General features: G+C 31.2%; 22 protein-coding genes. All 22 read right to left on the minus strand.

Translation table 11 applies throughout. From position 1 onward, the window contains the following. Positions 1 to 272: 272 nt before the first annotated feature. Entirely contained in the window at positions 273 to 2777 is a 2505-nt protein-coding gene (locus tag MHI13_RS23325; protein WP_085060806.1) for a VirB4 family type IV secretion system protein, read from the minus strand. After that, positions 2668 to 3189, minus strand: a complete 522-nt coding sequence (locus MHI13_RS23330; RefSeq protein WP_072490346.1) for a hypothetical protein — start codon at positions 3187 to 3189, stop codon at positions 2668 to 2670. Before MHI13_RS23330 ends, MHI13_RS23325 begins: the two co-directional genes overlap by 110 nt. Positions 3190 to 3253: 64 nt before the next feature. Next, entirely contained in the window at positions 3254 to 4192 is a 939-nt protein-coding gene (locus tag MHI13_RS23335; RefSeq protein WP_000460751.1) for a hypothetical protein, read from the minus strand. Positions 4193 to 4243: 51 nt separating this feature from the next. Next, a complete protein-coding gene (locus MHI13_RS23340) occupies positions 4244 to 4543 on the minus strand; it encodes a pilin (protein WP_085060805.1) in 300 nt (99 codons plus the stop codon). 96 nt (positions 4544 to 4639) lie between these two features. Next, entirely contained in the window at positions 4640 to 5098 is a 459-nt protein-coding gene (locus MHI13_RS23345) for a hypothetical protein (protein ID WP_000757938.1), read from the minus strand. Between the two features lie 74 nt (positions 5099 to 5172). Further along, entirely contained in the window at positions 5173 to 7014 is a 1842-nt protein-coding gene (locus tag MHI13_RS23350) for a VirD4-like conjugal transfer protein, CD1115 family (RefSeq protein ID WP_000761048.1), read from the minus strand. Positions 7015 to 7077: 63 nt separating this feature from the next. Beyond that, positions 7078 to 7848: a relaxase/mobilization nuclease domain-containing protein gene (locus MHI13_RS23355; protein WP_340762242.1), complete on the minus strand. Its 771-nt coding sequence runs from the start codon at positions 7846 to 7848 to the stop codon at positions 7078 to 7080. Beyond that, positions 7841 to 8260: a hypothetical protein gene (locus MHI13_RS23360; protein ID WP_072490355.1), complete on the minus strand. Its 420-nt coding sequence runs from the start codon at positions 8258 to 8260 to the stop codon at positions 7841 to 7843. Before MHI13_RS23360 ends, MHI13_RS23355 begins: the two co-directional genes overlap by 8 nt. A 1438-nt stretch (positions 8261 to 9698) precedes the next feature. Further along, on the minus strand, positions 9699 to 10160 hold the full coding sequence (locus MHI13_RS23365; protein WP_072490354.1) for a DUF536 domain-containing protein: 462 nt from the start codon (positions 10158 to 10160) through the stop codon (positions 9699 to 9701). Between the two features lie 126 nt (positions 10161 to 10286). Beyond that, a complete protein-coding gene (locus MHI13_RS23370; RefSeq protein ID WP_178135416.1) occupies positions 10287 to 10436 on the minus strand; it encodes a hypothetical protein in 150 nt (49 codons plus the stop codon). 269 nt (positions 10437 to 10705) lie between these two features. Then, the gene (locus MHI13_RS23375; RefSeq protein WP_001143114.1) at positions 10706 to 10939 is read right to left on the minus strand and encodes a hypothetical protein; all 234 of its coding nucleotides are present in this window, start codon (positions 10937 to 10939) and stop codon (positions 10706 to 10708) included. Positions 10940 to 10949: 10 nt separating this feature from the next. Next, complete coding sequence (locus MHI13_RS23380; protein ID WP_000379195.1) at positions 10950 to 11159, minus strand: hypothetical protein; 210 nt, start codon at positions 11157 to 11159, stop codon at positions 10950 to 10952. A 29-nt stretch (positions 11160 to 11188) separates the two neighbouring features. After that, a complete protein-coding gene (locus MHI13_RS23385; protein ID WP_000361031.1) occupies positions 11189 to 11338 on the minus strand; it encodes a hypothetical protein in 150 nt (49 codons plus the stop codon). 143 nt (positions 11339 to 11481) lie between these two features. Further along, positions 11482 to 11823 carry a hypothetical protein gene (locus MHI13_RS23390; protein WP_085060802.1) on the minus strand — a complete coding sequence of 114 codons (342 nt, stop codon included), beginning with the start codon at positions 11821 to 11823 and terminating at the stop codon, positions 11482 to 11484. A 381-nt stretch (positions 11824 to 12204) separates the two neighbouring features. After that, on the minus strand, positions 12205 to 13146 hold the full coding sequence (locus tag MHI13_RS23395; protein ID WP_072490353.1) for a DUF1002 domain-containing protein: 942 nt from the start codon (positions 13144 to 13146) through the stop codon (positions 12205 to 12207). A 73-nt stretch (positions 13147 to 13219) separates the two neighbouring features. Then, a complete protein-coding gene (locus MHI13_RS23400; protein ID WP_000391576.1) occupies positions 13220 to 13432 on the minus strand; it encodes a hypothetical protein in 213 nt (70 codons plus the stop codon). 81 nt (positions 13433 to 13513) lie between these two features. Then, on the minus strand, positions 13514 to 13816 hold the full coding sequence (locus MHI13_RS23405; RefSeq protein ID WP_072490352.1) for a hypothetical protein: 303 nt from the start codon (positions 13814 to 13816) through the stop codon (positions 13514 to 13516). Between the two features lie 73 nt (positions 13817 to 13889). Beyond that, positions 13890 to 14096 carry a hypothetical protein gene (locus MHI13_RS23410; protein WP_000813162.1) on the minus strand — a complete coding sequence of 69 codons (207 nt, stop codon included), beginning with the start codon at positions 14094 to 14096 and terminating at the stop codon, positions 13890 to 13892. A 463-nt stretch (positions 14097 to 14559) separates the two neighbouring features. Further along, entirely contained in the window at positions 14560 to 14880 is a 321-nt protein-coding gene (locus MHI13_RS23415; protein ID WP_001048514.1) for a single-stranded DNA-binding protein, read from the minus strand. Between the two features lie 213 nt (positions 14881 to 15093). Then, positions 15094 to 15594: a hypothetical protein gene (locus tag MHI13_RS23420; protein WP_340762251.1), complete on the minus strand. Its 501-nt coding sequence runs from the start codon at positions 15592 to 15594 to the stop codon at positions 15094 to 15096. Between the two features lie 71 nt (positions 15595 to 15665). Continuing rightward, positions 15666 to 16715, minus strand: coding sequence for a CHAP domain-containing protein (locus MHI13_RS23425; protein ID WP_072490349.1), 1050 nt, complete (start codon positions 16713 to 16715; stop codon positions 15666 to 15668). A 12-nt stretch (positions 16716 to 16727) separates the two neighbouring features. Further along, the coding region (locus MHI13_RS23430; RefSeq protein WP_340762252.1) for a hypothetical protein at positions 16728 to 17173 on the minus strand (446 nt) is incomplete at its 5' end.

Here is a 17173-nt window from a genome sequence, read left to right on the forward strand (position 1 = left end):
GGGAAGTTTCTTTATTTTCTTCTGCCTTTTTATTATCTTTCTCGACGTTCTCTTTTGTATTATTCACAATGCCTTTATCGTTAAATTGATTAGGTACTAATAAACCAACAACAAACATAACGATTAGCATTAAAATTACAATACCTATTTTGGTAGGTCTACTCATAAAATACCTCCTATAAGTAAAGGGGCTTGTTAGCCCCCTTATGTTGTTGTGTGTGTTTATTTTGTATTCCAAAAGTGGTTTTTACTTTTGGATCACAAAATAAATGCTATAAAGTTTGTAGATATTCTTCTGAATCAATTTCATGCGATACACTAAGATTTAATACTTCTGTTTCGTATTCTGTATAGTCTACATCTAGCATGATTTTTTTCTTTCCAACAATTTGTACTGCCTCGCCTTTTTTAGTACCTTTTAATATTCTTCGTTTTTCTGCGTCTGATAAAACCATGAATTTTTCAAGTTGCATGATGTCATCTTCTGTTAATTGGAATAGTGTTTTAACAAACGCATTTTTGATGATTGATTTACCATATTTACCTGTACTAATAAAGTCGTCAACTTCTTGTGTGATTGTTACACAGTAACCACCATATTTTCTTATACGTTTAGCTATATCTCTTAAGAATTGCATAGTTTGTTGATGTTTTTCATCGCTTAAATACCAAGCCTCATCAACATATAACCCTACTCGTTCGTTACGGTCTTTTTTAATTTCTTCCCATAATTCCTGCAGTATAATGTCAAATACTGGTTTTTGAATATCGGGGTCTAGTTCGTGAATATCTACAACGTTGATTGGACTATCATAATTGTAATTAGTTTGTCCGTTGAATAACGTTGAGTATACACCTGTAACGAACGGCTCAATTGTTTGTAGTACACCTTTTAAAGTTTCTTTACTACTTTCATTTTCTAGAATTTTATTTTTCAAATCAGACATAGTAGGGAATTGTTTTTTACCCTCTAACGAAACAGTATCAAAGTCAATGTTATACATTTTATAAATATCTGTAATTACGGTTGTAAGTTCTGCTTTTTCTTGACTTGATAAATCTTCTTTAAGCCAACCAAAGAAACTTAATAGCATTGATATTTTTCTTCTTAGATAATCGCCTGCTTTTGTTTCATCTTCGCTATTTTCGTCTGCGTCTGATACAGATGAACGTATATTGAAAGGGTTGATAACTGTTGACCCACCCGGTTTTAATATTAATCTTCTTGAATCGGGCATTTTGTTATATTCTCTTTCAATGTCAATCATGAATATTCTTGAAACGTCTGTACAAACTCTATGACGCCAAGCATGACGGTTAATATAGAATGATTTACCACTACCACTTGTTCCAAGTACAACCTCACTAGGATTATCAAAGATATTAGGGTCTAAACGATTGTAAATGACTGGTGCGCCTGTAACACCATTTAAACCTGCAACGACCCCCTCTTGATAATTTAACTCACTTGAATTAAACGGCACCAATGAGGCTAGGTTTAACGCCGTTAAAGGATAATACATATAATCTTCAACAGTGTGTTCTTTATGACAGATAGGCAACATATAATAGTATGTGTGATTAGGTAAAAATCTTAAACGTTGCCCTCTGAATTTAGATTCTTTTAACAAGTTATCCAATTTCACTTCTGATTCGTAAAGTTCTTCTTCCGATTTTGCTTTAACAAATAGCAAAATAGTTGTTCTTGTAAGGTTTTCTGATTCATCATTGATGTTATCTAAAAATGATTGTAATTCATCAATTCTATCTTCTGCTTTACGCATTGAGGCTTTACCTAGTCTTGCGTCTTTTGAGTTATCTTCTGCCACTGCTAATTGTTCTTCAACCATTTGTGTTAAATCATGCTTATATACTGGTTCAAAACTAATTGATATATCTAAATCTAAATCGCTATTTGTTAATTTATTAAGCCATGCGATTGCCACTGGCGATTGAATATGTGTTAAAGTATAGGTACTAATATATTCATTATTAGCGATAAGATAGTTATTATTCTCGTTGATGATTTCATTAGGTGCTATTTCATCTAGTAGCATATTATCTTCGTACTGTTGAACTGAATTGTCATTTGTTTTACGGTAAATCAAACGGCGAATAGTTCCTTTATACAACTGTATAGCTCTTGTTCCAGACGCTTGTAATAAGTTGATTATTTGATTCTTTTTATTAAATAATTCTTGTTCGGCGTCTTTTAATTTTTTGTGCTTAGACTCAATTGTGAAATAGAACGCTCTTGATTTTTCATGACCGTATGAAAGATAATCGGTATACTGTTTATAATCTTCAATACTCTTACTAACAACTTCATTAGTAGCGTCACTTGGTAAATCATCTAAATAGTTTCTATATTTAGTCATATCAATGTATTCATTACTGATTAATATTTGCATACGATTTCCAATATCTAAAATATTGACTGCGTCTTGTAATCGAATAATTACATCTATGATTTCGTCCATACTCAATAAGTCTAAAGATATAGGGTCAATAACTCTGAAAACCATTCTATATTTTTTATCATGAGTAATTGCTATGCCATTATCCATGATTTCTTTTATTGGGAATGTTTCGTTATCTAATTTGCGTACTTCCTTTTCCCCTTTTGATAATTCTAAATGTTCTCTAACTTTGCTAGGTAGTATCTTTCTAGTCAGTGAGTTTTTCTTCTTCGTCTGAATGCGTTCTTGCTCTTTCTCGTCTTGCTCTGTAGATATCTTCTGTTGTGATTGTTTCTCCTTTTTGAATAGTTTCTTCATCTTTACCCACCTCTATTTTTAATATCGTATTTTTTCTGTTAGCAAATTTAGGTCTTATTAATTTAGGTTGAAATAGTCTGTATTTAAGCATTTGGTATAAAACACTAAAGGTTTGTTTACCAGTATTACTATCATGTGAACATAAAGTCCATGATACTGCCATGTAACCAATTAATAAGAATATAATTAAAAACATCAGTTTATTATTAATATCAACGTGCTTAAACTGTACAAGATAAACTAAAAATAAAGTAACTGCTAACGCTGGTACAAGTGCTAGTATCAAATAGATAAAGCCTGTACCGTCTAAACCTGCAAATGTTTTTCTTTGCTTATCATTTGAGGGAATAGAAAAATATAAGTTATTATCTTTTTTTCTAAAATACTCTTTTTCTGTTTCTTGACGTGCCATAACTACACCTCACTTTGTAATACAATATCTATTCCAAAATTTTAATTTTGGATCAGATATTGTATTATCTTCTAGTCATAAATTTATATACTGCCATTTTAGAAGTTCCTCCGATTACTTGAGAGGCTCCAGTTGCATAAGTAAAACGTCTAATTATATGAGCGCCACTAATACCAACCATAATGACGGATAGCATTAAGAATATGTTACCCATAGTCCATTTATCAACCATGAGTTTTAGCAACCAGAATAAACATATTACATGGAATATCTGACTGAATATAACTGCGATTGTTTCAGTTACAAATACTCTCCAATATGAATCTCCTAATATTCTTGTTGACGCCATAACTGGACTAACTAGCAAACATATAACTATATTTACTAAACGCAATGCACCGTAAATATTAAACACTAAAATAGCAATGGCTAAAATTAAAATTATTCCGATACCAAACCACTGTATTTTTTCTGTATCTGCTATCGCTCCAATTTTTTTAAGTGATTTAACACCAATAATTTTTGCTATATTCTTTTCAAAATTCAATTTGGTTATATCGCCCATTCCTAATTGCTTATCATTTAAAATAAATTCAACTATTCCCTTATTAATAGCTAATAAGAAAAATTGAATTAGCCATGGCGATAATTTAATAAATATCATTGACTTTACTGTATCGAATATTAATCTAATAAAATCAACGTCTGCCCCTAAACCTCCGTTAATCATCATGTTTAACGCTTTATATATAAGGAAAAAGGCTAATAAATAAATAGCTAATTGTGAAAACAATTCAAGTAGTATATCTGAATTGGGTAATACCTTATAATTGTCATACGATAAAACAGTTGTTTTCATGATTTTAAAAGTACCATTCAAGCAATCTTGAATCACTTCAAGCATCATAAGTTTAAGAACGCCTGTAAAGTCTAGTAACTCTGATATTTTACCAAGTCCCCAGTTTAATGCGTCCCCTGCCTTATCTTTGACCCAATCAAACATATGTTAACCCCCTTTTTTGTTAAAAATAATAGGGAGTTTTACCCCCCTAATTTATCCAAATCTTTGTAGTAACCAGTTAACAACTTGCACGGCGATAAATACGACTAGCAAACCGATAATGATATTTTTAAAACGGTCTTTAACATTTTCACGTTTATGAGGCTCGCTTGCGTTCATGTACTTAATACCTGCAACAATTAAAAGAACTAATGCAATACTAGGAGCTACTATATAAGCCCAACCTGCAATTTGTTCAATAATGTCTTTTACATCTTCGATGAACGAAGGTCCACCGTCTTTATCTACCGAAACGTCGCCAATAACTAGATTGAGTTTGTCTAATGTTCCCATGTCCTAACCTCCTTTAATTGATACCCTTATTATAGTTTAGACCTAAACCAATGTCAACATCATTCCTAAAAAAAATAGAACCTATTTTACTAGGCTCTATTTCCCCTCATTTACTCGATAATTATATACTTTTTCAACCAACGATTTTAAGTAATCTATATTCAATTTATTCCTTATAATCGTTCTTTCTAAAGCCTGTAACATAAACTCTTGACCCGATAATGAATTTTCTTTAATGAATTGATTCACTTTATTAAATAATTCATTAGGTAATTCTATCGTTTTGCTTTTTGTAGGCTTTGCTTTAACCATTTCATCAAAATTAGGTGTGATTATTTCTATATTATGCAATGACTGTAAACCATGCTCGACTAAATCTTGAAGTATTTTAGCGTTATATTCTCTCTTAGTTTGATACTCAAACAAATCATTGTTAGTTATACCATACTTTAAAGCATTAGCTTTGCCTTGTTCTGTATATATAATTTCAAATACTTCTACTAAAATTGATGTAATAGGGCTAATTTTAAATGTTTTAACGCTAACCTTTTTCACAACCTGCACCACCTTTCAAAATGGTTTCTGTGTTGTTTCTAAATTTATTTAGATCAACAACACAGAAACTTTAGCTACCATTTACCAAAACCTTTAAAATTTTTAACTTCATCATCTTTGTAGATAGGACTTTCTTCATCATGTTCTAAATCTGCTAGGTCTTTTTGATTGTAATGGTCATTATTCATTATATTATTCTCACTATTAATATTTAAAGACTTATAATTTACAACAACGTTTTTAGTCGGTATATTATGCCAATCAGATTGTGGTAATACATTTTTAAAATCTTTTTCTTCAAAAAAGTAAGTACGTTCTAAAATCATAGTGTTGTAACCTCTAACAAATACCATGTTCTGATTATTTGTATCTAATTGATTAATCATTGATTTATTAATCGCTGCGATTTGACCTATACGTGTTGATGTTGAGTGTTCGTCGTCTTTTTCATTGTCTGAAAATATATCTGCCGTATATTCTCCACCCAATTTTATAAAATAATCTCGTGTATCTGTGTCTGTTGTACCCATTAAAACTTTGGTATCAAAACTTGAAAGTATTGTATTATAGTCATCTTTGTATTTAACTTTTATTTGATTCAATTCTTGAATAATCGCCGTTATAATTACGTTCTTTGCTCTTACTGTTGTTAAAGTGCTAGCAAATTGTTTTAATTTAGCTATATTACCGAACTCATCAGCCATGATATGAATTGGCTTTGGAAAACTTAATGACGGTAATGTGTTAGCTAAATCTATCAATTTATCTATGGTTTGGGTCATTATTACAGATGAAACAATATTACTTATAATATCTCTTTCTTGTGTAATGATGAAAACTGCCGTTTTATCATTAGCTATATCCTCATATCTAAAATCTGACTTTGATAGTAATTGTTCTGTATTTCTATCTAAAAAGTATTGCATACGTGATGAAATACCTAATAATATAGACGATTCTACTTTGCTTGATGTATTAACCCTATATAGTTGATAACTGCGCTTTGCAAGGTCTCTATCGTCCTCTATTGCGTCAAATATCATATTTCTTTTATCAACGTTATCTCCTATTTCTAAATATAAATTTATCCAGTTAGGGATATTTCGATATTGTGGTTCAAAATGATTAACCACGTATAAAACCAATGTACTCATATATAACGATTCTGCCCTATCCCAATACGATTCATCACTTGTACTTACGCCTGTTGATTTTAAAAAGCTATCAATAAAATTTTGAGCGTCTGTGAGTGTTTCTATAAAATCAAACGGGTTAAGTGAATCACTTTTAGTCATGTCTATTAAGTTTATAACCTTAATATCATAGCCATTGTTTTTTAGATATTGACTTGTAGCATTATAAGTATCGCCTTTTGTGTCAGTTGATATAAAACTTTCTCCCCTATCAGCTATTAGCTTAATATTAGGGATAGAATAAGATGTTGTTTTACCACTAGCCGTTGGTGCATTTATCAATACGTGTCTGTTCATTTTACTTTTATTCGGTTGATATACATACTTATTTTTATGTTTACCTAATAAATATGTACCATTGTATTTTTTTAATGGTGCTATTTCTTTATCATCTGCTATCTGACTATCGCCATATGTCTGATTATCTGATTTTTTAGCGCCTGCTCTTTCTTCTTTTTTCCGATTGAACAGTTGCCATTGTAGAACAAGCGCCAAGCAAAAACCCACAAATTGAACTTTGAGAGATTTTAAAAACTCTAGCCTTATATCTCCAAACCCTTTACTTTGAATATCAAAAAAATCTTTCAATTTATCAGTAATTGTTACTGATAAATACATAACGTCTTTTGTAATCTCAAAACAAGCATATAAATAGCTACATGCAAACAAAATAATTTCTGCTAATATCAAAGATATTAAAAATTGAATAACGTACTTTTTCATTTTGCGACCTCCTCTCTTAGTCGGTAACCTTTATACCAAAATTTTAATTTTGGATCATAAAGGTTACCTTTCACGTTCTCGTTCTTCGTTATCTCTTTCTGGGTCTGAACGTTTGGTATCACGTTCCTGTTCTTGTCTTGCTCTTTCTGATTCAATTCTTGCACGTTTACCCATTCTTTCAAGCGACTTAAAAACATCATTTGTTACGTCTTTACCTGTGCTATAACGATTAGGTTTATAATCATATTCTTTCGTAGTGCCTCTGTTTGTACCTCTGTTTTGACCTCGCAACCTTTCATCATATTGTCTCTCTTGTATTAGTCTATCGGCTCCAATATCTCTATCTAATTCATCTTTATATCTAGGTAAATCTTCTTTAAAATTCAATCTTAATCTTCTATCTTGACCCGTTTCTTTATCGTCTCCGACACCACTAATAACTAAGTGTATGTGTGGGTGGTCGTCTTTCATGTGTACTGCACCTATATAATCTAACTTCATGTTTTTATCTTTTTCTATTCGCTCAACAAAATCTCTAGCTACTTCTTTATACCTCTGTTCATCATGTAAGCCTAATTCTCGAGCGTCATTCTCTCTCCAAGACAAAACCACCTTAAAAGCCTTATTGCTTTGAGAATGCCTTAATGAGCGTCTCTCGTTTAATCTCTGTACAAATTGTTTATGCGAGGCTCCATTATATTTATTTCTATCAAATAGCCCACGCTCATTTTGATGATTTTCTCTTGAACGATAACCTATATATTTACAATGCGCTCCAACTTTAGAAATGCTTTTAGTATTAGTTACTTTAATAAAAGATAGATTTTTACTCATCTTCTGCTAACTCTTTCTTGAAGTTATAAAGTGTATCTAAATCTTTAAATAACTCGTGTCTATCTTTAACACGTGTATAAGCTAACTTACGATACATATTATATACTTCTGATTGATTCTGACCTGTTTCATTAGAAACTAAATCAACAATACCTAACATACTAACTGCATTATCTAAAACGCCACGTGCAATTAATGACCTAATATGTGTACTAAAATCATTCAATCTTTCGTCTAACATTTTTTCAATTCTTGGTAATGATTTTTCTTCTTGCGATTGTGAATAGTAATCAGAAATGTAACTATTGATTGCTACTTCAACAACATCATTTAACGACTTATTATTTTCTGCTGCGATTGTTTCTAAGTGCCTTTTTGTTTCATTACTAATTCGAGGGTGTATTTGTATCATAAATCAGTTTCGCTCCTTTCATATCAAGTATTATAGGGTTTTGAAATCACTAAAAGCGACCCACAAAATCAAGACAAACCCAAGCACGACAGTGCTTTTCATGAGTTGAGTATCAACTCTTAATCCTGCACTACCCTAATTAAAGTATTTTGCTAAGCAAAAGACAAAGATTAGGGTTACGATTTGCGCCACTTAAAATTTAACCACTACATTAAGATATGAGGGTGAATTTATCCCCCACTTTCAATCAAAAAAAGAATAGCGCAATCGTAAAAAACGCACCCTAATTAATCAAATTAAAGTATTGGTGTAGGACTAAACCAATTATAATATAAAACTCATTCATCTTCAATACAACTTATGTAATATACCTAACAACAATTCAAATTAATACATCTCAATAAGGAAAAAAGCATTAAGTTTATACCACATTTTGAATTGTAAATGTGGATCATAAACTTAATGCTTTTTAATTCATCAAAATAAAATTCAAATGCCTAGCGCACTTCGTTTGCTTGACCTCCACAATTCAGTTACGATTCGTCGCTTTGCTCCTCACGAAACTAAATTGATGTAGGTACATATTCATCAACTCATAATTACAATTAACTATATACATTACTTAATATTTATTTTCTCTATCTCATAAACCCAATTCTCTAATATCGTCTCGCCGTCATAGGTTTGCAAATGCAATGCAGGTGGGCAGACCGTTCCCCCTAAAACGAAAGCAAAAAAATTAACATGGTGGTTAACCTCGTTCCATTTTACAAACACATCTGTCCGTTAAACCTCTTACAATTATTATCAAACGTGACTTTGACTTGTGGTCGTTGAGTTTTTATTTGGTGGTCAGACGCAACTAACACCACCCACAACCTAATTTTTACGTCTTTTATTTATACACTTACATGACGTTAAGTGTGTTGTCGGTTGTATTGCTTGAGGATATGGAACGCCCCTCGATTGAATCGACCAGACGTCCTCCCGTACCTTTTTAGCTAGGATGTACCCTCCTATTATCGCATACAGTAAGCAATGCCAAACAAACCATATACGTGCGAATTTCACTGACTTTGCTCGTTGCTCGCTATCACAACATCAAATGGCTATTCCTTATACCTAAGTCGGTAGTATAACTCATCAGCCTTTATATGTGGTTTTACAACAATAAAAAAACGGTAACGTGTCGCTCACGTTACCGTTTAACTCTATGATTTTCTTGATTATGTTCTAAAACCCCTTTATAATATAGGTATCAACTAGCTTAGAAAATTGCTAGAAAATAACTATATATTTAGAAGCAGGGCAGAAAATCAACTTACGTTAGGGTTGTAACGTGAGTTTGAGATTAGTTAAGTGTTGGTAGCACCTAACAAATCTGACGCTCTGTTTTTTTATTTGTCTTTATTATAGTTTAGCTACAAACTCACGTCAATCAATTTCCAAACAATTTAGCCCAAAAACCCTTATTTTCTTGTTCCTCTTGGTGCATTTCAAGCATGTTTTGATTTTCTTCTTTGATTCTCTCAACCTCTCTATGTGCATGTAGTTGTAATTGTTGTTGTTGGTCTAATAATTGGGATAACTTCTCTATTTGTTTTGATTTCTCTTTTAGTTGGTCTCGCAAATATTGATTATCACTTACGATTTCCTCGTTGCGTTCTTTTAACATCTCAATTTTTTCTTCATAATTGTGCTTATCCTGCAAACCCTTTTTCGCAAAGTTATCGGAAACCCTTTGCACTTTATCCTTTAAAAATGCCTCTACATCAGTGTCTAGGTACATAACATTACCTTTTTTAGTTACCGATAAGTTTTCGGGAAGGTTTTTCAAATGGTTTCTTATCGTTGTTTTTGACACACTCAATTCTTCGGCTACTTCTTTAACTGTTTTCATGTGAAACACCTCCTGCAATTACTATTATACATGATAAATTAAATTGAAAACCGTGGTTTTCACTATCATTCTTAATTACTGATATAAAGCCATTTCAACTGCAAACCTACTATGCAAACTTTGTACTTACATAAATACATATATGATAAGTAAAATAGATAAGATAAGTAATATAGCTAAATAAATATAACGATGTTTTTCAGTCCAAATACTGATTGCTAATGTTAAACCAGTTAAGAATATGAGTAGGCACAATATCAAAAATAGACCTGTCATTTTAGCACCCTCATTTTGAATATTAATACAAAATCGCAAACCCCCTTTTCAGTGAAAACCCCGTCATATCAACGATGTATATTTTATGAATAAAAGGGGGTTTGTGATTATTTGCTTAAACGTTGATATAACAACATTCTCAAAAATTAATTGGTTTACATAATCATTTATTATAGGTAGCAACTTTGCATACTCTATACATCTTCATTTTCGTATGTTTTTTAAAACCAAATTTTGAATTTTAAATTTGGATCTTTAAAAAACATTTACTAAAAAACTACATGATTCATAAAAAATGCAAATAGCCAAAAAGTTATTGCTAATATAAAACTGCAAACCATAGCTATAACTATTTTATGAAATGCGTAAGTTTCCGTAAAAACTTCATCACTTGTTTTATTATAAAAACGCCAAAGAATGAGTAAAGTAATAGCTATTCCTACGGCTATTGCTAAAAATATATATCCTACTCCAATAATTAATTGACTTGCTTGTGTCGGCATACCCTGCACCTCATCTTTTTAGTATTTTTAAAATGTCGATTACTTCAGTTTCACTATGTGCTATGTTATGCCCGTATCTACTTATAATTTCATAACCTGTTACATCATCTTTTATTGATATTTTTGTGTTTTTAATGTCTACACTAAATAAATCTATACCGTTGTAATTAAAAGAAAAACCGTTATCATCTAATTTTCTACTTAATAAATCAGTATCCATTGTTACACCTCTTTAAATTAGTATATCTTTTATCCAATCATTTCGTCTGTTTTTTCAGTCAAAGCCATTTTGTAGCGAAATTCCACTTTTCTATTATCCATATTCAACAATGCCTGTCTTTCACTATCCGATAAACCAATCATCATATCTATAAGGTCGATTAATGTTTGCTTATCCATAATAAATGCCTCCTATTGAATTATAAGCATTTATAAATTAATATATATTTACGCATTATTTATAAATGCATTGAGGGATATAACCAACTTTTGTTCATAGCTTTAGCTATGATCTTAAAGTTGGTTATTTTATTTTCAAGTTACTATTTATCTAATGGGTCAAAAAATTCACTTGTTCTTTTACGTTCGATTTCTTCTTCTGTTTGTCGCTTGCGTTGTTTTAGTTGTGGTTTTGTACTTATACGTAATTCATGTTGGCGTTCTTTAATTTCTTCATCTGAAAACCCTAATTTTTTTAAATTAGCATTTATTTCTTTAATCAATTTAATACAATCTTGGTTGTGCATTTCTTTGGCTACAAGCACAACTCCTACCATAAAGATGATTAAACCTAGCAACCCTAAAACTTTGAAGTTTTGAAATGCTAAAAGAAAAACGATACCAACAATCAATACAATAAAAGGTACTTTATTCATTTTATCCATTTACAAACTCCTTTCACTCTTTTTTATTAGTTAATTTCATAGCAATTATAGAAAGCACAATAATTACTATCGCAAATATAATACTTAGTATATTTCCTGCAATTTCGTTCATATGTGTTACTGCTAGCAAACCAGTTAATAATAAACCCAAAATCAAGCAACTTATTAATATAGCGCCTAATATCTTTAATAACGATTTAAACATCAATACACCTCACTATCTTAAATTGTAAGGTTTTAAAATTAGTTTCGTGAGGAAGAAACGACGAATCGTAACTGATTTTAAAACCTAAAACAAACGCTAGTGCGTTAGTGCTTGCATTGACCTACAACCATTCATAAATATTGGTTTTCAATGCAAATGTGAGCGTCTCTCAGATTCTAAAATAGTGATAATATCCAGTTAATCAGTGATTTAAAGAAATTCACAATCTCGTCCCAAAGTTTCTGTAATAAGTTTCTATTTTCTTCTGTATTCATTTCTTTAGCCTTATTAATCAAGCCCCCTGCTTTATCTTTAATATCGCTAGAAAGTTTTTTTGCCTGTTGTTCATATGCTTTAGGGTCTTGATTCATTACTTTAGAATTAGAAACATTATTCATAATGTTATAAATTGAGTTTACTTGATTATCTGATAAAACTTTATTAAGCCCATTTTCGCTCAACTTATCATCAACAATTTGTTTAACATCTTGTTCACTTAAATTGTTTTTATCTGATTTTTCTTGTGCGATTTCCTGTTTCATCTCTGCTACTGAATGATTTAAAGCCTCATCAGAATAACCTTTCTCGTTATTGTTATTACTGATGTCTGATAGTTCTTGCATTTCTTCATCTGCATTTTTTATGTCTTGTTCATTTAATGCGTTGCCCTCTTCTTCATAGGCTTTGTAAATGCCCGATAATGCCCCATAGCCTAACGTTTCGACAACTGCACCGACTTTAATATTAGCATCTTGAATACCTGCCGTGATAGCTGCGTTTCTGTATTGGTCTTTTGTAACATTAGTGATATTGTCGGGCGTTACTATTTCAACATCTACACCATGACTAAATGTTTTAGGTTCTATATAGGTACTAGAATAAATGGAATCGTACCATTTCCCCGTGTAATGTTGTACATCGTTACTATCAATTTCATAAGTTTTTGTATTTGAGCCAACACCTAATAAATCTCTAGTTTCTTTTTCTTGTTGTTTATCTAGGTCTGCCCCCTCTGTAAATGTTTTTTCTTCTATCTGATTATCTTCTGCGTTTGCAACGTGACTGCCTAAAATCAACATTGAGGTTGTTAAACCACTAGCTAAAAGTTTTTTATACATGATAAAAGCCCCTTTTTTATTAAGGTTTTTAAAACCAAATTTTGAATTTTAAATTTGGATCTTTAAAAACCTTTTAATCATTTTGCTTTAACGAAATACTTTTCCCGTTTACTTCTTTGTACAATAGTTCAATAGCTTTTGTGTAAACCTCTTGTTTACTGTTAAGCCTTAAATCAAATTTAAGTTCATTTGCTATATCATCAACATTTTTATAAATTTGGACGGCTCTACGTTTTTTATGCGACGGACTAACATATTTTTTACTTAAACTGTTTTTTTCTTCCATGTTCTAACCTCCTTATATTATCCCCCCTATTATAATATAGGTATAATAGGGCTACAAGATAAGCCCTATTATCTTTTGCTATCAAGCGTTTTTCTTAATTTCAATGTATTCTGTTTCATCAATATATTTAGGGTTATTGTAAATGTTAGGTAGTACATTCATCAGATAATCTCTATTATTAAATATTTGTTTATCTGCTTGTCTGTAAATCTTCAATAAACCTGCAAGATAAAAATAATAATCATAGTCGATTTTTTCTGTTGCCGTTGTAAAATAGCGTTCTATTTCTTCAATTTTTGATTGAGTTACCTCTTGAATCAAGTCACTTAAATAGTTAGCCTCTGCCAAAATTTCTCCATCATTTTGTTTTGCAATATATTTCATTTTATCCACCTCTTATAGTTTAAATTTATCTTTTCGGGGATAACGGGTATCCCCGAAAAAGATTAAAAAAATATTAGCAATATACATCTGAATAAATGCTTTCTACATCGTATCTAACTCTTTTCTCGATTTCTTCGAAATCTCTTTCATCTTTACAATCAATCATTCCAATATATACTCCATTTTCAACTACTGCAACACCACCACAACCGAATAAATCTTTTGTTACTGATAAGCGATAATCTTTTGAATTTGCCTCAAAATAATGTTGTTGTTTCATTTCAATTACCCTCTTTCTTTTATTTGTTAATTACATTATATCATGACAGGTATACCTTGTAAACCCATTATACCCATTTTTTTTAAAAAAGTCCTCTTTTTTTATGGTTTTGAACTTCCCCCCTTTCCATTTTTTTAGGGGAGCGCCTAAAGGGTTTTAGGGGAACTGGTTCCCCTAAGTGTATTATCCCTGTATATAGCGTTTCACTACACATCATTTTGAGGTTCTTTTTAAATGTTTTTTATTTTTAAAATTGCGTAAGCGAAAAGGAAATGGAATTTTTTCCATTTTTTCTTTTTCGCGCAACTGCGCAATTAAAAATAAAAAAAGTAGTTGTCAAAAATGCCCCCTTACTCGAATTTTAGTAAGGGGGCAAGAGTGGAGATTTTTTGCGATCATAAATTTTGGTCTTTAAATTTATACGCAAAAAATACTACTCGTTTATTGACAACTTCTTAATGCGCTATTGATTCTTTCTAGGCAAATCAACGTTATCTACATACAAATACGTTTTTTTACGTTTATTGTTGTTTTTATCTTCGTATGTTTCTGTTCTTATCTTTCCAGATAGTCCAAGTTGAGTACCTTTACCTGCGTAATCTTGAATAACTTTAGCTTTATTGTTATAAACAGTAAAATCAATAAAGCTAGTTATTTCATTATCGCCATATTTTTCATTACAAGCTAAAACACCATTTCCAACTATGACTGTTTTACCATTATTTTCAAACTCGTTTACTCTTAAATCATCAACCATATTTCCTACAAATTGACCTAAATTCATATCATTAAACCTCCTCTAAAAATAAGGGTAGTATTCCAATATCACTGCACGTATTAATATAACAATTATTATTGCTCCAACAATATGCCCTAAAACTTTTCCTAAAAAAGCACTTAATACAAAAGATATGATTTTATATACAAAAACCATAATTAACAACATAATTATAATAAATAATGCAAATGACATAGTAACCACCCTCTTTTAAATTCATTAATCTTGCTCGCCGTAAATAGCACGACTACCAATTTCTTCAAACTGGTTTACTTTGCCGTCTTTAATTGTAAATTCTAAAGTTTTTTGTAACCATGTTTGTTTTTTCTCTTTAGTATCACGTGTTTTAACTTCTAAAGTTGCAATATAACGGTTAGAATCATCTACCTTTTTATATAACTTAACGTTACTAGCCGTTCTATCAAAGTCTTTACTCTTACTTAAATCTGCTCGTTGAAATTGTCTTGTTAAAATTGATTTTACATTATCATCTGCTAGTTCATCTAAATATTGAATATCTTTTTTACTATCTGCGTCATAAATACTTTTAGCAAAGTCTTTCAACTTATCTTCATTAATCATTGGTTTTGATTTAGCTTTTTCTGATGTTGTTGTGTCAGATGATTTAGTTTTTTCTTTTTCAGAATTGTCATCGTCATTACTACCACAAGCCGTTAAAATCAGAAGTGTTGCAATAATTAAAGTTACTAATCTTTTCATGGTTACATCTCCTTTTCTGTTTAACCAACTTTAGTTCATAGCTTTAGCTATGATCTTAAAGTTGGTTTCTTTTATTTATCATATATATAATTTATTTGCTTTGCCTCTTCTTTTGAAAAATCACGTGTAGATATTACGCCTAAACCTTTAACGTTTGCCTCACTAACTGTTATTGAGCCGTCACTTTTAACTTTTTCCACAAACATAATATGACCGTGAGCGCCGTCTGCTCCGAGAACGCCTCTATCTAATGACGCACACGCTCCCTCTTTTGGCGTTTTACCTGTTTTAAAGCCTGCCGATTTAGCTGCGTCGTCCCAATCTCCTCCGTCGCCTAATGTGGTTGGAACATCTTTACCAATTTGATGTCTACGTTGATGTACATACCAAGTACACTGACCCCATGGATAAGTTGGGTTAAAATCATATTCTTTAGCGCCTTTAGGTTTAGGGAATTTACTACCTTTAAGGTCAAAGCCTTTTCCGTCACTACCTTTAGAATCTGAGCATGATGTTTTAGCTTTTTCGCCTCCTAGGTCTTTCATGATACTTTTAACTGTTGGTATCCACGCATTATTCATTCCGTCTGGGTCATTTGTTGCGCCCTCTGTCGGCGCATATTTTGGACCGATTTTTTCGGGTGTTGTAAGTCCCTCACTTATATATAATTCATTTAAGTTTTTGGCTCCTGCCTCCAAACCTTTATCAATAGTAGGATATGCCGAATCGTGAATAGTACCTGCGCCCATTACTGATAGGGGGTTTTTCTGTTTAGTAGCATTTGCACCTTTCCCCCATTGTGATTCACTAGATACAATAGCTACAAAAAGTGTCGGGGGAACATCATGTTTTTTAGCTATTTTCTGCAAATCTTCTGCTTTACCCTCTAACGCTCCACCTTTAGCGTTCTGTTCAAAGGTTTTTTTTCCTTTATCGCTTAATTCTCCACCTTTGACTGAACAACTTCCGTTTGTTTCCATATCTTCGTTATCTTCTTTTTGTTGATTCTGAAAACTAGCTAATAAAACTATTAAAGCTAAAATAGGAATGATAATTGCTCCAGCTATTCCATATAAAATTTTCCGTACTCTTTTAGAACTTAATAAAGCTAATACTTTCATAACAAACAACTCCTATAAATAGTTAGAGCCTAAACTTGTTATTTTATTGTCTTTAAGTGAAATTGTTACTGTAATGACTTTGTTTTTCTTATTTTCTTGTGTTTTTATCTTCTTCAAGTATTTATCATCTTTTTTAGCTTTTTTGTCATCAAAACTATTTTTAGCTACTGTTTCTTTTAAATCTACATCATATTGAAAAGTAACTTCATTTTTATTTGAATCTTCTTTAACTGGTGTAATACTGTTCAACTTTACATCTCGATATAATAAAGATTTACTTGTATCATTACTAAAGTCTTTCTCATCTTTATAATCTTTGTCTAGGTAATCTAAAGACTGATTAAAGCTTTTGTCGGGGTCTTTAAATGAATAATCATAATATTTACTTACAAACTCATTACCTAAATTAGATTGTTTATTATACTTTTGACTAAATTCATCATCAGTCATTTCTTGTG

Source organism: Staphylococcus sp. FSL K6-0223, from assembly GCF_038008285.1.

Bases quoted from the DNA above. Each gene is read 5' to 3' on its own strand.
- MHI13_RS23395 (WP_072490353.1), bottom strand. From the start codon at position 13,146: ATGTATAAAAAACTTTTAGCTAGTGGTTTAACAACCTCAATGTTGATT.
- MHI13_RS23380 (WP_000379195.1), bottom strand. From the start codon at position 11,159: ATGGATACTGATTTATTAAGTAGAAAATTAGATGATAACGGTTTTTCT.
- MHI13_RS23375 (WP_001143114.1), bottom strand. From the start codon at position 10,939: ATGCCGACACAAGCAAGTCAATTAATTATTGGAGTAGGATATATATTT.
- MHI13_RS23405 (WP_072490352.1), bottom strand. From the start codon at position 13,816: ATGAAATATATTGCAAAACAAAATGATGGAGAAATTTTGGCAGAGGCT.
- MHI13_RS23325 (WP_085060806.1), bottom strand. From the start codon at position 2,777: ATGAAGAAACTATTCAAAAAGGAGAAACAATCACAACAGAAGATATCT.
- MHI13_RS23330 (WP_072490346.1), bottom strand. From the start codon at position 3,189: ATGGCACGTCAAGAAACAGAAAAAGAGTATTTTAGAAAAAAAGATAAT.
- MHI13_RS23370 (WP_178135416.1), bottom strand. From the start codon at position 10,436: ATGACAGGTCTATTTTTGATATTGTGCCTACTCATATTCTTAACTGGT.
- MHI13_RS23335 (WP_000460751.1), bottom strand. From the start codon at position 4,192: ATGTTTGATTGGGTCAAAGATAAGGCAGGGGACGCATTAAACTGGGGA.
- MHI13_RS23360 (WP_072490355.1), bottom strand. From the start codon at position 8,260: ATGATACAAATACACCCTCGAATTAGTAATGAAACAAAAAGGCACTTA.
- MHI13_RS23340 (WP_085060805.1), bottom strand. From the start codon at position 4,543: ATGGGAACATTAGACAAACTCAATCTAGTTATTGGCGACGTTTCGGTA.
- MHI13_RS23415 (WP_001048514.1), bottom strand. From the start codon at position 14,880: ATGAATTTAGGTCAATTTGTAGGAAATATGGTTGATGATTTAAGAGTA.
- MHI13_RS23350 (WP_000761048.1), bottom strand. From the start codon at position 7,014: ATGAAAAAGTACGTTATTCAATTTTTAATATCTTTGATATTAGCAGAA.
- MHI13_RS23390 (WP_085060802.1), bottom strand. From the start codon at position 11,823: ATGGATAAAATGAATAAAGTACCTTTTATTGTATTGATTGTTGGTATC.
- MHI13_RS23355 (WP_340762242.1), bottom strand. From the start codon at position 7,848: ATGAGTAAAAATCTATCTTTTATTAAAGTAACTAATACTAAAAGCATT.
- MHI13_RS23385 (WP_000361031.1), bottom strand. From the start codon at position 11,338: ATGGATAAGCAAACATTAATCGACCTTATAGATATGATGATTGGTTTA.
- MHI13_RS23420 (WP_340762251.1), bottom strand. From the start codon at position 15,594: ATGAAAAGATTAGTAACTTTAATTATTGCAACACTTCTGATTTTAACG.
- MHI13_RS23365 (WP_072490354.1), bottom strand. From the start codon at position 10,160: ATGAAAACAGTTAAAGAAGTAGCCGAAGAATTGAGTGTGTCAAAAACA.
- MHI13_RS23400 (WP_000391576.1), bottom strand. From the start codon at position 13,432: ATGGAAGAAAAAAACAGTTTAAGTAAAAAATATGTTAGTCCGTCGCAT.
- MHI13_RS23425 (WP_072490349.1), bottom strand. From the start codon at position 16,715: ATGAAAGTATTAGCTTTATTAAGTTCTAAAAGAGTACGGAAAATTTTA.
- MHI13_RS23410 (WP_000813162.1), bottom strand. From the start codon at position 14,096: ATGAAACAACAACATTATTTTGAGGCAAATTCAAAAGATTATCGCTTA.